General features: G+C 61.9%; 15 protein-coding genes. 4 read left to right on the forward strand and 11 right to left on the reverse strand.

Going from position 1 to position 13,717, the window contains the following annotated elements; translation table 11 throughout:
• Nucleotides 1-11 precede the first annotated feature (11 nt).
• Nucleotides 12-1,406, forward strand: coding sequence for an argininosuccinate lyase (argH, locus tag FH041_RS16610; protein WP_027914172.1), 1,395 nt, complete (start codon nucleotides 12-14; stop codon nucleotides 1,404-1,406).
• A 111-nt stretch (nucleotides 1,407-1,517) separates the two neighbouring features.
• On the opposite strand, the gene FH041_RS16615 is transcribed toward argH, so the two are convergent.
• On the reverse strand, nucleotides 1,518-2,177 hold the full coding sequence (locus FH041_RS16615) for a glutathione S-transferase (RefSeq protein WP_027914173.1): 660 nt from the start codon (nucleotides 2,175-2,177) through the stop codon (nucleotides 1,518-1,520).
• Nucleotides 2,178-2,324: 147 nt separating this feature from the next.
• Between FH041_RS16615 and FH041_RS16620 the strand changes: the two genes are divergently transcribed.
• Both FH041_RS16620 and FH041_RS16625 read left to right on the forward strand, forming a co-directional pair.
• Nucleotides 2,325-2,624 carry a hypothetical protein gene (locus FH041_RS16620; RefSeq protein WP_023535746.1) on the forward strand — a complete coding sequence of 100 codons (300 nt, stop codon included), beginning with the start codon at nucleotides 2,325-2,327 and terminating at the stop codon, nucleotides 2,622-2,624.
• Nucleotides 2,625-2,693: 69 nt separating this feature from the next.
• The gene (locus FH041_RS16625) at nucleotides 2,694-2,939 is read left to right on the forward strand and encodes a TIGR02647 family protein (RefSeq protein WP_023535777.1); all 246 of its coding nucleotides are present in this window, start codon (nucleotides 2,694-2,696) and stop codon (nucleotides 2,937-2,939) included.
• Nucleotides 2,940-3,086: 147 nt separating this feature from the next.
• Here the strand turns inward: FH041_RS16625 and FH041_RS16630 are convergent, their stop codons facing one another.
• From FH041_RS16630 to FH041_RS16655, 6 genes are all read right to left on the reverse strand, one after another.
• Complete coding sequence (locus FH041_RS16630) at nucleotides 3,087-4,505, reverse strand: efflux transporter outer membrane subunit (RefSeq protein WP_059183475.1); 1,419 nt, start codon at nucleotides 4,503-4,505, stop codon at nucleotides 3,087-3,089.
• On the reverse strand, nucleotides 4,502-5,377 hold the full coding sequence (locus FH041_RS16635; RefSeq protein ID WP_140174884.1) for an HlyD family secretion protein: 876 nt from the start codon (nucleotides 5,375-5,377) through the stop codon (nucleotides 4,502-4,504). The genes FH041_RS16630 and FH041_RS16635 overlap by 4 nt, the downstream gene beginning before the upstream one ends.
• Entirely contained in the window at nucleotides 5,374-5,586 is a 213-nt protein-coding gene (locus FH041_RS16640; RefSeq protein ID WP_023535833.1) for a DUF1656 domain-containing protein, read from the reverse strand. The genes FH041_RS16635 and FH041_RS16640 overlap by 4 nt, the downstream gene beginning before the upstream one ends.
• Nucleotides 5,583-7,670 (reverse strand): FUSC family protein, encoded by a 2,088-nt coding sequence (locus FH041_RS16645; protein ID WP_027914176.1) that lies wholly within the window; start codon nucleotides 7,668-7,670, stop codon nucleotides 5,583-5,585. Before FH041_RS16645 ends, FH041_RS16640 begins: the two co-directional genes overlap by 4 nt.
• Nucleotides 7,667-8,119: a MarR family winged helix-turn-helix transcriptional regulator gene (locus FH041_RS16650; RefSeq protein WP_027914177.1), complete on the reverse strand. Its 453-nt coding sequence runs from the start codon at nucleotides 8,117-8,119 to the stop codon at nucleotides 7,667-7,669. Before FH041_RS16650 ends, FH041_RS16645 begins: the two co-directional genes overlap by 4 nt.
• Nucleotides 8,120-8,255: 136 nt before the next feature.
• Entirely contained in the window at nucleotides 8,256-9,047 is a 792-nt protein-coding gene (locus FH041_RS16655) for a tetratricopeptide repeat protein (protein WP_088523686.1), read from the reverse strand.
• Between the two features lie 207 nt (nucleotides 9,048-9,254).
• Between FH041_RS16655 and FH041_RS16660 the strand changes: the two genes are divergently transcribed.
• A complete protein-coding gene (locus FH041_RS16660; RefSeq protein ID WP_027914179.1) occupies nucleotides 9,255-9,815 on the forward strand; it encodes a WYL domain-containing protein in 561 nt (186 codons plus the stop codon).
• A gap of 68 nt (nucleotides 9,816-9,883) precedes the next feature.
• On the opposite strand, the gene FH041_RS16665 is transcribed toward FH041_RS16660, so the two are convergent.
• The 4 genes from FH041_RS16665 to FH041_RS16680 are packed head-to-tail and all read right to left on the reverse strand — an operon-like array spanning nucleotide 9,884 to nucleotide 13,550.
• Nucleotides 9,884-10,732, reverse strand: a complete 849-nt coding sequence (locus tag FH041_RS16665; protein ID WP_140174886.1) for an ABC transporter permease — start codon at nucleotides 10,730-10,732, stop codon at nucleotides 9,884-9,886.
• Nucleotides 10,733-10,747: 15 nt separating this feature from the next.
• Nucleotides 10,748-11,611: an ABC transporter ATP-binding protein gene (locus FH041_RS16670; RefSeq protein ID WP_128611034.1), complete on the reverse strand. Its 864-nt coding sequence runs from the start codon at nucleotides 11,609-11,611 to the stop codon at nucleotides 10,748-10,750.
• A 3-nt stretch (nucleotides 11,612-11,614) separates the two neighbouring features.
• Nucleotides 11,615-12,634, reverse strand: a complete 1,020-nt coding sequence (locus FH041_RS16675) for an ABC transporter substrate-binding protein (protein WP_140174888.1) — start codon at nucleotides 12,632-12,634, stop codon at nucleotides 11,615-11,617.
• 16 nt (nucleotides 12,635-12,650) lie between these two features.
• Complete coding sequence (locus FH041_RS16680) at nucleotides 12,651-13,550, reverse strand: TauD/TfdA family dioxygenase (RefSeq protein ID WP_110607277.1); 900 nt, start codon at nucleotides 13,548-13,550, stop codon at nucleotides 12,651-12,653.
• Between the last annotated feature and the right edge of the window lie 167 nt (nucleotides 13,551-13,717).

Raw genomic sequence — 13,717 nt, forward strand, 5'->3', positions numbered from 1 at the left:
TGAGTGAAACCATGAGCACTGACAAGACCAATCAGTCCTGGGGCGGCCGCTTCAGTGAACCCGTAGACGCCTTCGTCGCCCGTTTCACGGCCTCGGTCGATTTCGACAAGCGCCTGTACCGCCACGACATCATGGGCTCCATCGCTCATGCCACCATGCTGGCGCAAGTCGGTGTGCTCAGCGATGCCGAGCGTGACACCATCATCGACGGGCTCAAGACCATCCAGGGCGAAATCGAGGCTGGTGCCTTCGACTGGCGCGTCGACCTGGAAGACGTGCACATGAACATCGAAGCGCGTCTGACCGACCGCATTGGTATCACCGGCAAGAAATTGCACACCGGCCGTAGCCGCAACGACCAGGTCGCAACCGACATTCGCCTGTGGCTGCGCGACGAAATCGACCTGATTCTGGCCGAAATCACCCGCCTGCAAAAAGGGCTGCTGGAACAGGCCGAACGCGAAGCCGAAACCATCATGCCTGGCTTCACACACCTGCAGACGGCCCAGCCCGTCACCTTCGGCCACCACCTGCTGGCCTGGTTCGAAATGCTCAGCCGCGATCATGAACGCCTGGTCGACTGCCGCAAGCGCACCAACCGCATGCCATTGGGCAGCGCTGCGCTGGCCGGCACCACCTACCCGATCGACCGTGAGCTGACCTGCAAGCTGCTGGGCTTCGAAGCCGTGGCAGGCAACTCCCTGGACGGCGTGTCGGACCGTGACTTCGCCATTGAATTCTGCGCCGCCGCCAGTGTGGCGATGATGCACCTCTCGCGCTTCTCCGAAGAACTGGTGCTGTGGACCAGTGCCCAGTTCCAGTTCATCGACCTGCCCGATCGATTCTGCACCGGCAGCTCGATCATGCCGCAGAAAAAGAACCCGGACGTGCCAGAGCTGGTGCGTGGCAAGAGCGGGCGCGTCTTCGGTGCGCTGACCGGACTGCTGACCCTGATGAAAGGCCAGCCGCTGGCCTACAACAAGGACAACCAGGAAGACAAGGAACCGCTGTTCGATGCCGCAGACACGCTGCGCGATTCGCTGCGTGCCTTCGCCGACATGATCCCGGCCATCAAGCCCAAGCATGCCATCATGCGCGAGGCCGCCTTGCGCGGGTTCTCGACCGCAACGGACCTGGCCGACTACCTGGTGCGCCGTGGCCTGCCGTTCCGTGACTGCCACGAAATCGTGGGCCACGCGGTGAAGTACGGGGTCGATAGCGGCAAGGACCTGGCAGAGATGAGCCTGGAAGAGCTGCGTCAGTTCAGTGACCAGATCGAACAGGACGTATTCGCCGTTCTTACGCTGGAAGGCTCGGTAAATGCCCGTGATCACATCGGTGGTACGGCACCGGCACAGGTACGCGCAGCGGTGGCTCGCGGCAAGGCGTTGCTGGCTGCGCGCTAACGGCGCTGAGTGACGGGTTGAGAGCTAACCCTCCCTCGTCGCATGGGCAAAATACTGAGGTTGAAGGGGGCTTTGAAACAAGCCCCCATCTGGCCGGACTCGCCCGCTGTTTCAGCGCTTGTTGCGCATCATTTCAAGGAATGACGGCATTGCCGCTTCCTTGTCTGCCACGATTTTTGCCATGTGGGGGTTCTGCCCCATCTGCTCGAGCAGTGCCTTGGCCTGAGGGAAATCTTCAAGGAAGTCGATGTTGAGCACTTTCTTGCCTACGGCGCATGCCAGGTCGACCGAGAAGCAGAACATCAGGTCGGCCAGGGTCAATTGCTCGCCTGCCACGTAAGGCGCGAAACGCCCGTTGCGCTTGAGCGTGGCGAAACCTGCCAGAAGCTCGGTGCGTGCCTTTTCCTTGACCAATGGTTCCACGGGCATACCGAAGAAGGCTTCGGCATAGCAGGTGCGAGCAGGAAGCTCGATGTACAGCTCGATCTCCTTGACCAGTTCACGCACTTTCGCCTGCGCGTACGGGTCAGCGGGAAGCAGCGCCTTGCCGCCTTGGGTCTGCTCGATGTAGTCGAGGATCACCGTGGTTTCGCTGAGAAAGCCGTGCTCGGTCTGCAGTACCGGCACCTTGCCACGTGGGCTGACTTCCAGCACCTGAGGCGTCTGACCGCTGAAGAACAGGACTTCTTCGAAAGGCACGCCCTTTTCCAACAAGGCCAACTTGACCATGTTGTAGTAGTTGCTGACAGGGAATCCGTGGAGCTTGAGCATGGTTCGACAGCCTCCGGGCCGTATGGGGATGGCAGGGCTGTTATAGCCCGTTCGCCGTCGGCTGACCAGCGTCATGCACCCGGTCGATGACCAGGCATTGCCACCACGGACGTGGCAAACTGTAGCGCCCACCACAGGAGTAATCCCATGAGCGAGCCCACCGATATCGACAATGACGATGAAGCGTTTGCCGAAGCCACGCTGACGCAGGCCATCGAAAACCAGATCGAAAGCGGCGAGCCGGCTGCGGCGAAGGCTACGTTCAACAAGCTGACACTGGTCGGGTATGAGCGCGAGGATATCCTCAACCTGATGGCCCACGTATTGGCCTTCGAGATCGACAACATGCTGGCGCAGGATCGAGCCTTCGATAGCCAGTGGTATGAAAACGCCCTGCGCGCGCTGCCTGAACTGCCTCCTGAGATGGATCAAGGCGAGGACGAATAACACGGCTACACTCCAGATTCAGGCACCCCCCGCGGTGCCGCTATCCTCGTCTGGAAGTCAGGAGTCGCCATGTCCTTTTCACCCGAACTGATCGCTGAACTGGAAGTCCTCGCACTGTTCAACCTCGACAGCAGCCAGGAAGGCATCAAGATTCACAACACCGCATCCCCGACCCTCATCGCCGCCGCGCAGCGGCTGCACGAAAAAGGCCTGACCGATCAACCCGACGGTGGCTACCTGACCAGCCTGGGTCACGATGCGGTCGAAAGTGTTCAGTTGCTGCAGAATATTCTGAGGGCGCCCCAGCCGGCCTGACCTTGTGAGTGCGTGGGGCTGTGCTGCAGCCCCTGCCTTGCAGTGGCCTTGGAAGGCTCATTTACAAGCCATAAGCCCGCCACCTGGGCTGCGCTCGCCTCACCTGACCCTGTTCTCAAGACTTTTTACACAGACCCTATTTTCCCATCAGTGCTCGACGGGTCGCTTCCAACCGCCTCCAAGCGCCAGGAACACGCCAACCTGCCCCATTGCAACCTGGCTGTTCGCAGCCGCCAACTGCGCACGCATGTCGGTATAGGTCCGCGTCGCCTGCAAGTCCGCCAGGAACGACTCCCGCCCAGCCTGATAATACCGGTGCGTCTGGTCGGCCGCCTCCCGAGCTGACTTCTCGGCCTCGGCCAGTGCATCGCGGCGGTCCAGCAAAGCGCTGTATTGGGCCAGCCGCGTCTGGGTTTCGCGTATGGCATTGAGCACTACGCCATCGAAATTCGCCAAGGCTGCCTGGGTGGACGCTTCGGCCATGCGAATGCGGGCCCGCGTGCCATTGGTGGGGATACTCCAGCTGACCTGCGGGCCGAAGCCCCAACGGTTGGTCGAAGGCTCGCCCAAATTGTCCAGGATGCCGATGGTCCCGACCTGCGCGCCGATGCTGATCTGTGGATAAAGCGCGCCGGTCGCCACACCGATATTGGCGGTAGCAGCAGCCAGTTGTCGCTCTGCCTGACGCACATCGGGGCGACGTTTGAGCAACGCGGCGCCATCGCCCACTGGCACTAGCTGAGTCAGCTGCGGCAGTTCGGCACAATCGGCAACGCCTGCTGGCAACTTCTGCACGGGGACCGCCAGCAATGCGGCCAGGGTATACAGGCCTGTCTCACGTTCGGCCTTGAATCGCGGCAGCTCGGCGCCCAACGACTTGAACTGGGTTTGCGACCGCGTCACCTGGGTTTCATCGCCACGCCCCGCATCGCGCAGGCGCTGGCTGAGCTTGACGCTTTGCGCCTGTAAATCGAGCGACTCACGGGCAATGTGGTATTCCTCGTTGGCCGAGCATACCTGGGTATAGGCCTTGACCACATCTGCCACCAGCGTGATCCGCGCCGTGTCCGCTGCGGCTTGGACTGCATCGGCACTGGCTTTGGCGGCCTCTGTGCCGCGCTTGAAGGTGCCCCACAGGTCGAACTGGTATGACGCGCTGATGATCGCCTCGCCGATGTTGGCCACAGGCACCTTTTCGGGCTGCAAGAAAGCCTCGCCAGACTCCTGCAGGCGCTGGGCGCCTAGCTTCACTCCACCGTCGAAGCCCCCTTGAGACTCAGCGATGTCGACCTGCGCGCGGGCCTTGGCGATGTTCGCTGCCGCAACGCGCAGTTCGGTATTGGCACTCAAGGCCTGGCGCACCAGCGCGTTCAACCGCGGGTCGTGATACAGCTGCCACCAATCCTCCGGCACCGGTGCCGACACTACGCTGTCGGCATCCTGGCGCAGGGGGCCGTTGAGGTCAGTGCGCTGTATTGCCGCCTCTTTGGGCAGCTCGTAGTCTGGCCCGACCGTCATGCACGCGCCAAGCGACAGGCATAGCCCTGCGAGCATCAGCCGTTTCATGGGTGCTGGCCCTCGACGATCGAGACAGTGGCGGTTCGCCCGGCAATCATGCGGAAGTCCTGCGGGACTTCGTCAAAGGCGATCCGCACCGGAATCCGCTGGGCCAGCCGCACCCAGCTGAAGGCAGGGTTGACGTTGGGCAGCAGGTTGGTGCCGCTGCTGCGGTCGCGGTCCTCGATGCCGGCTGCAAAGCTTTCCACATGCCCGCGCAGGCGGGTGTTGTCGCCCATCACACGAATATCCACCACGTCCCCGATGTGAATGCCCCCCAGCTTGGTTTCCTCGAAGTAGCCATCGACGTGATAAGAGGCACTGTCGACCACCGACAGCACCGGTCGCCCCGCGGTTACGAACTCATGGTTGCGCGGCGCGCGATCGTTGAGGTAACCGTCCACGGGGCTGCGCACCACCGAGCGATCAAGGTTCAACTGGGCACTGTCGACAGCCACCTGCGCCTCGCTGACCGCCGAGCGGGCGCGCGCTTGGCGCGACTGGCTTTCTTCGAGCTGTTCGGCCGCGACCAGGTTGCCCAACTTGCGATTACGGTTCACCTCCCGCGAGGCCTGGGCCAAGGTTTCCTGGCGCTCGCCGAGCGTGGCCTTGGCCTGACGCAGCGCCAGGCTGAAACGGTCCTGGTCGATGGTGAACAGCACATCGCCGCGCTTGACGGTCTGGTTGTCGCGCACCTCGACCTTCTGGATCAACCCGGACACGTCCGGGGCGATCTGGATCACATCGGCGCGAATGTGGCCATCGCGCGTCCAGGGTGCGAACAGGTAGTACACAACCATCTGCCAGACGAGTACGGCGGCAAATGTCACTACCAACAGGGTAAGGACCGCACGGCCCAGGGTCAGCAAAGGTTTTTTCATGGCAGCATCAGGCTTCGACAGAAATGGTCCACCGCACCGAGCAGCACGGCGTAGAGGGCAACGTTGAACAATGCCCGGTGCCAGACCAGGCGATAGAAGTGCACACGCACCAGTACGGCGTGGACACCCAGAAACAGCAGGTAGGTTCCAATCATCATTACCAGCAGCGTGGGCAGGAATACCCCACTGATATCCAGTTCACCGATCACAGGGGCGCTCCATCCAGGCCAGACGGCAGTTGCAGTTGTTCCGCAGGCTCGAGCATGACCTCGACACCCGGCAGCAGTGCCAGGCGCAGACCAGCCAGTGCATGCAACAAATGCGGGCGGGCGTCGAGGCGTTCGCAGGGTTCATCGAGGCTGAGCGCCAGTCGGGCCCTTTCCATGTTGCGCAAGAGTGCAGGTGGCGCGTGCAGCCGCTCACCGGCGCGCAGGCAGGCCGCGTAATGGGCACCCACTTCAGCGATCACCAGGGTCAGTCGCTCACGGGCAACCTGACCGGCGCGCGGCATGTACGCCAGCAAGTCGAGCAGGTTCAGCCCCACACGCAAGTCCCGTAGCGCCACGCTGCTGTCCTGGCCGGTTTGCGACAGACGCGGCAAATGCTGCATCAAGCGATCGAGCATTTTTACACCCACCTTGCGATGCTCGGCCAAGGTCGCGTACTCGGTCACCTCGACGATGTCGCGCCAGGCGAAACGGGTCATGCGTTTGGCAGCCAGCTCCACACCAAAGGGGCGCATCACCAGGGTCCAGATGAACGCGAAGAGCAGGCCAACCGGGCCGGCGAGGTTGGAATTGAGGAAGGTGAAGAAATCGGCGTCGTAAGCACCCTGGATGCTGATGAAGGTCGAGGTGTTGACGATAGTTAGCAATGTCCCCAGGTAGAAGCGCGGCTGTACCGTCAACGTACCGATGCAGATGAAAGGCACGGCGAAGGCCAGTACCAGCATCGGGAAGTCATGCAGGTTGGGCAGCACGAGGAACAGGTACAGGCTCGAGAAAATGACCGACAGCAGGGTCCAGAAGAAGAAGCGGTAGATCTGTGGGGCCGGGTCGTCCATCGCGGCGAAGAAGCTGCACGACACAGCCGCCAGGATCACCGCACTGGCGCCGTCATTCCAGCCCAGGCCGATCCACAGGCCGCAGGCAACGATGATGGCCAGGACGGTGGAGGTGACCGAGTAGAGCATCAGGCCCCGGTCGAAGAATGGCCGCAAGCGCGCCAGGCGCCAGTGGCGGTAAACGGCGCGCCAGGGTGTGGCGTCATCGGTGCGCAGGGCATGCTGCAAGGTACAGCAGTCCTGCCACAGATCTACCCATTCGGTGAGCCGGTAGAGCGCGTTGGACAGCAACAGCTCGGCACGCTGGTCCAGTGCAGCCGCATCCGGCCGCAGCTCGTCGATCCTTTGGTGCAAGGCTGCCCACTGCTGGACAGAAGGGCTTTCTGCCGTGCCCTTGAGCCATTCACGGGCTGCATCGAGCACAGGTAGGATCTGTTCGAATTGCTGCGCAGCGCGCCCTTGCAAGGCCGTCAATGCGTCGTCCAGCGCATCAATGACCGGCAGTAGGTGAATCATGCGCCCACGCAGCTCACGGGCGTTTTTCAAGGTATGAGGGCCGGTCCCTTCATGGCCGAGCTGGCCGATCATCAACTCCAGTGAGTTGAAGGTCGCCACCATCGCCCCGCGCATACCACCGACATCGACCGTGCTCTGCTGCCGGACCAGATAGCTGTCGCTATAGCGAATGGCCTCGTTGAACCAGTTACCGGTTGCCCCCACTACCACGGGCGCCAGCCGCCGCGGCCAGAAAATGGCCCCGACCACGGCTGCGCAGACGATCCCCAGGCAAATTTCCTGAGCCCGCGAGGAAGCCACGTCGAACACGGCCAACGGGTTGTCGACCACTGCCAGGGCGATCATCGGCAAGGTATACCCGGCCAGCATGAACACGTAGTTGTTGGCCGTACGCACGTTCAGAGAAAGGAACAGCAACGTCCCCGTCCACAGGGCCACGGCGATGCTCAGCAGCAGCGGCGACTGCACCAGGGGCGGCACCAACAGCACTGCCCCAGCGGCACCCAGCAAGGTACCCAGGGCGCGGTACAACGCTTTGGAGCTGGTAGGCCCCAGAAAGGGGCTGGAAACGATGTAGACGGTCGCCATGGCCCAGTACGGACGCGGCAACTGCATGAGCAGGGCGATATACAGCGCAATCATCGAGGCGGCGAAGGTGCGCACGCCGTAGAACCAATCGCGAGCCGGCGGTACCGAGCTGAAGAAGCCGTTCATGCGACCCCGCCCGTGCTGCCCAGCCCGGCTGCTTCGAATGCGCGCAGTACACGCAGGGTGGCCTGCAGGTCCTCTGGATCGAGACGACTCAGCACATCACCCCGCACCCTTACCAGCTCCGCCTCGATGGCCTCGGCCAGCGCGCGCCCTTCAACTGTGAGGCTCAGGGCCTTGGCGCGCCTGTCCAGTGGATCCTCGCTACGCAACACCAACCCGGCCTTGCACAGCTGGTCGAGCAAGCGCACCAGGGACGGGCTTTCCAGCCCAGCCGCCTGGGCGACGGCCACCTGGTGCACGCCATCGCCCAGGCGCACGATCATCAGCAGTGGCGCGGCACAGGCTTCGGAGATGCCGTAGCCGGTCAGCGCCACGTGACAGATGCGGCGCCAGTGGCGAGCGGCAACGACCAGGCCGCTGCTGACCTGTAGACGCAGAAGATCAAGGGACATGAAAACCACATATATTCATAGTTTGCTAACTATCAATATACGCCGGGTGCTCCCCCTTCCGTCAACAGGGGGCGACGAAGCGCCTGCATGAAATCTTGTTTACAGTGCAAAGCTCGCAGCTAACTGCACCAACGCTTCAGAGCTGAACCTGGTCTTCCAGCTTCATGGTCAGGGCCAAGGTACTGCCCATCTGCACGGCGCGGTCGCGCCATTGCTGATACCGCTCCTGATCGCGTCGACTGAAGTGCACGGCCAGTTCTTCCGCTGCCTGCACCACACCCGCAGCGGCCGCCAGTTCGAGCCAGTACAACGCCGGCTTGAGCTCCGGTTGCACATGCAGACCGTGAATCAGCCGGTAGCCAACCTCAAAGCGACAGCGTGCCTCACCCTGCTCGGCACCTTGCAGGAACCATCGGTAGGCAAGCTGTGGATCGACTTGCCATTGAATCCGGGCATCACACACTTCTTCTTCGTACAAGTCTCCCAGCGCAGCGGCCGCATGCGACATGCCCCGCTCGAACGCCTGGCGGTAGCATTCGGCGGCCTGGGTGTAGGAACGGTCGACACCTTTGCCGAAGTAGTGCTGCTGCCCCAGGTTGAACCAGGCCACGGCACTGCCCTGCAACGCCGCCATGCGCAGCAGGTGCCCGGCCAGCACGGTATCAGCACGCCAGTACTTGCCATTGAGCCAGATCCAACCAAGGTCGTTCAGCGCCGCGACGTTCCCTTGCAGGGCTTGCAGGCGCAGATCCTGGTAGACCGCTTGCAGGTCACTGGCTTCGTCCAGACGGCTGACCAGCATCGTCCGTTGACTGGGCATGCCGACACCTGCAAACAGCCGCTGGCGTCGGGCAACGGCGGGAGGAACGATCACCTGTGCCGGAAGCAGGCGGGCGAGCAGCGAATGGATATTGCCGACAGCAGACATGTTCATCCTCATTGAACGATGCACAACCTCAACCTTCGGCTGTGATGAGGCGTGATTCTGCGCAACAGGACGTCAAAACCTGTCGCGAACGATTCGGTGGCAGGCAACCAACCGTCACTTACTTGATCTGAGCGGTCCGTGGCCAATTGCCATGCCCCTCGCGTGCCGCCATCCTAGAGCGGCAAGCCTAGACAAGGACGTTACCTTTTGCCGTTCGCCACCACTCGCGCCACCCTCAGCCGTCAGTGGGCGCTGCTGCGCCAGCTACCGGGCCGTTCTCCAGGGCTCACCAGTTCCGAACTGGCTTGTCGGCTACGAGACCTGGGCTTTACCGTCAGCAAGCGCACCGTGGAGCGCGACCTCAATGACCTGTCGCTGATCTTTCCGCTGGAGCGCAATGACAAGAGCATCCCCTACGGGTGGCACTGGGCGGCCGGCGTGGTGAACGAGCTACGCGGCACCACCGATCTGCTGGCACACCTCAAAGGAGAGGCGCTGCAAGCGCCACCGGGCGAAGGCATCGAATTGGTGGCACGCATCAGCGATCCACTGGCGCGCCAGCTCAGGGAGGCCCCACTGAGCAGCGACATGCAGTTGACCGCCCATGACCAAGGGCATCGGCTGCGGGCCACGGTGAGCGATGGGAGCTCGTTGCGCTGGTGGCTATTGAGCCGTGGGGATGAGCTGGTGGTCGAGCAGCCTGCGCAGTTGCGCGAAGAGATCGGCAAGATTCTCAGCAACGCCGCAGCCCAGTATCAAACGCCATGATCAGGGGAGCGCTCACTGGCCTTGGCCAATGGCCGGCGTCCGCGCCTGCCTGTTCAGCGCTGCATGCCCTAACGCTTGACCGTCAGGCGCTCCAGCGTGCTGAAGACAATCCCCTCAACCAGCAGCCCGATCAGGATGACCACCGCAAGGCCTGCGAACACCTTGTCGGTATAGAGTTCGTTGCGGTTCTGAAAGATGTACCAACCCAGGCCACCTTTGCCGCTGCTGGCGCCAAAGACCAGTTCCGCGGCGATCAACGTGCGCCAGGCGAACGCCCAGCCGATCTTGAGCCCGGACAGAATCGAGGGCAACGCCGCCGGCACCAGGATGTGCATCACCAGCCGTAGCCCTTTGAGGCCGTAGTTGCGCCCGGCCATGCGCAGGGTGTCGGAAACGCCCTGGAATCCTGCATAGGTATTGAGCGCCAGGGCCCAGAGTACCGAATGCACCAGGACGAAGATCAAGCTGTTTTCGCCTAGCCCGAACCACAGCAATGCCAATGGCAACAGGGCGATGGCAGGCAGGGGGTTGAACATGGAGGTCAAAGTGCCAAGCAAGTCGCGCCCAAGCTGGGTCGAGACAGCCAAGCTAGTGAGACCAAAAGCCAGGATGATGCCCAGCAGGTAGCCCTTGAGCAGGATCACCAGCGACACGCCGACCTTGGCCGGCAACTCTCCACTGACCAGGCCTTCCCAAAACGCGGCAGCGGTCTGGAGGAAGGTCGGTAGCAGCAGGTCGTTGTTCTGGTAACGGGCGACGGCTTCCCAGACCACGGCGATGACCACCAGGATGACGGCCTTGCGCAGCCAGCCGTGCTGCCAGAGGCGCTGAGTCAACGACAGGTCGCGTTCCACAGGCACACTGAGCAAGGGCTCTAGCTGCACCTCGTATTCCTGGCGCACAGAGGTTGTGGTCATGGCTCAAACTCCTGATCAGTAGGCAATGCGGATGTCATTGAAACCAATATCGTCGACCTGCGCGGGGCCAGCAGCTTCATCGAACAACAAGCGGTGTATGTGCCGGGCACTGGCCTGGAAATCGCTGCCACCCAGGCTGCCCAAGTCATATTGGTGGCTGTGCACCTCGGCGCGTACCCGGCCGGGGTGAGGTGAGAGCAGCAAGATGCGGTTGCCCACGACCAAGGCCTCCTCGATAGAGTGGGTGACGAACAGCAGGGTGAAGCGCACTTCCTCCCAGAGCAGCAGCAATTCTTCCTGCATCTTGCGCCGGGTAAGTGCATCGAGTGCGGCAAAGGGTTCGTCCATCAGCAATATCTTCGGCTGCGTGGCCAAGGCCCTGGCGATCGCCACGCGCGCCTTCATACCGCCCGACAGCGTATGCGGGTAGGCATCGGCGAAAGCTGCAAGGCCGACTTTTTCCAGGAAGTGAAGCGCCCGGTCTTCGGCCTCGGCCCGCTTCAATTGGCCCGATACCAACAGCGGAAACATGACGTTGTGCTTCACCGTCTTCCAAGGTGGCAACTGGTCGAACTCCTGGAACACCACGATTCGGTCCGGCCCCGGGCCGCTGACGGGCTGCCCCTGAAGCAGGATCTGCCCTTCACAGGGTTCGATGAAGCCAGCCACGGCCTTGAGCAAGGTTGACTTGCCGCAACCCGAAGGCCCCAGTAGGACGAAGCGATCTGCCTGATCCACCTCGAAACTGACCTGATGGGTCGCGCGCACCACCCGTTGCCGGGTGCGGTACTCGAGGGTGAGGCCCTGCACGTTCAGCAACGGCGGTGCTGCGGGGTGGATCAAGGTGCTGACCGTGTGGCCTGGCAATGGCGCAGTCATGACTCAGCTCCCTTGCAACGGGCGTTCATCCTGGAAGAAATAATCCTTCCATGACGCTGGCTTGTGCTTGATCGCGCCGACCCTGTAGAGGAATTCGGCGAGCTTGTAAGTGTTCTTTGGCGTGACGGTGAATTCGTATCGAGGGTTGTCGATCAGCTTGATGAGGCTTGCGCGGTCGATCTTGGCGTTGGTCACCCGGATGTAGGTATCGGCGGCTGCCGCCTTGTCGTTCTGGGCGAATGTGGCCGCTTCGGCAATGGCATCGACGAAGGCTTTGTACGTCTTGGGGTTGTCCTTGCGGAATTTTTCGGTGGCGAATAGCAGCGTGGGCGAATTCGGTCCGAGCAGGTCGTAGCTGTCGAGCACGATGTGCACGTTCTTGTTGGCCAGTGCCTGGTCCTGGAACGGCGGGTTGGAGAAATGCCCGTTGAGTTCGGTACCGCCTGCCAGCAAGGCGGCCGTAGCATCGGGATGAGGAACAGCCAGGGTGTACTTGTCCAGCCGGTTGTACTGCTCATCTCCCCATTGCTGCGCCGCAGCGTATTGCAGCAGGCGCGACTGCACCGACACCCCCATTGCCGGCACTGCGATTCGGTCCTTTTCGGACAGATCCGCAATGGTCTTCACAGCCGGATTGCTACTGACCAGGTAATACGGGAAGTTGCCCAACGAAGCCACGGCCTTGACGTTCTGTCGCCCTTGGGTGCGATCCCAGACGGTGAGCAGCGGACCTACGCCAGCGCCTGCGATATCCACGGAGCCGGATAGCAACGCGTCGTTGATGGCCGAGCCACCGGAAAGCTGTGCCCACTCGACGTCGATGTCGATGCCCTGCGCTTTGCCATGCTTTTCGATCAGGTGCTGATCACGCACCACATTGAGCAGCAGGTAGACGATCCCGAACTGTTCGGCGATGCGGATCTTGCCTTCTGCCTGGGCGGCGGAGGGGGCCGTCAGGCTGCCAATGATGAGGCTTGCGCCCAGCCCGATGCTTGCCGCCAGGCGGCTGATGGATTTGCGCATGATGGAATCCTTTTCGTCAGAACGGGGCATCGCCCTGGATGGTGGTGCGGTAGAGCTTGCGCCGCAGGTGTGCAGGGCAACCGGCAGCCAGGTGGATCAGGGAGCGGTTGTCCCAGAACACCAAGTCGTGGGGCTGCCATTGATGGCGATAGACGTTGTCATCCTGCACGCTCAAGGCATACAGCTGTTGCAGGACATCCCGGCTTTCGTCTTCCGGCAGGCCGACGATGCGGGTGGTGAAACCTTCACTGACGAACAAAGCCTGACGCCCGGTCTCAGGGTGGGTGCGCACGACGGGGTGGACCACTTCCTGCACCTGGGCCAGTTGCTCGGCTGTCAGTGCAGGGCGCCAATTGCCTTCGAATCGGGTTTCGGCATAGCGGGCGGTGTAGGAATGAGCGGCATTGCGCCCGGCTACCAGCGTGCGCAGCGCAGCGGGTACTGCGTCCCAGGCCTTGTGCATGTCGGCGAACAACGTGTCCCCGCCTTCGTCAGGGAGTTCCTGGGCGTGTAGCATCGAGCCCAAGCTGGGCAGTGCCTTATAGGAAAGGTCCGAGTGCCAGAATTTGCCAGCATCGCCCAGGCCGATGTTTTGGCCGTTCTCGATGATGTTGGAAACAATCAGGATTTCAGGATGCCCCTCAAGCAGGAACTGCTTGAGCACATGAATCTGCAGTTCGCCAAAACGGCGGCTGAAGGCGATCTGGTGCTCAGGCGTGATGCGCTGATCGCGAAAAACCAGCACATGATGATCGAGGTGGGCACGGTGAATCCGCGCGAAGTCCTGGGCATTGAGCGGCCTGGAAAGGTCGAGGCCGACGATTTCGGCGCCGACGGCGCCGGCGAACGGGTGGACATCAAAATGTTGTGACGGCGCGCTATCGATGAGCGACAGGGCGTTCAAGGCGGCTGGCATGTTTCACTCCCACGCAGTGCGCGACTTCATGACGCGCGACGATCGGAAACGCACGGGGACTCCCGTGTGGGTTCGAGTCGTGCGGCGCATCGATTGGTCGACGGGTACGCAGTGGAGTGAACTATAAGGTCATAAGAAATATATTTTAAATACCTTTAAAGCATAAC

It is taken from the genome of Pseudomonas sp. SWI7, assembly GCF_006351945.1.
In the GTDB taxonomy this organism is placed as follows: Bacteria; Pseudomonadota; Gammaproteobacteria; order Pseudomonadales; family Pseudomonadaceae; genus Aquipseudomonas; species Aquipseudomonas fulva.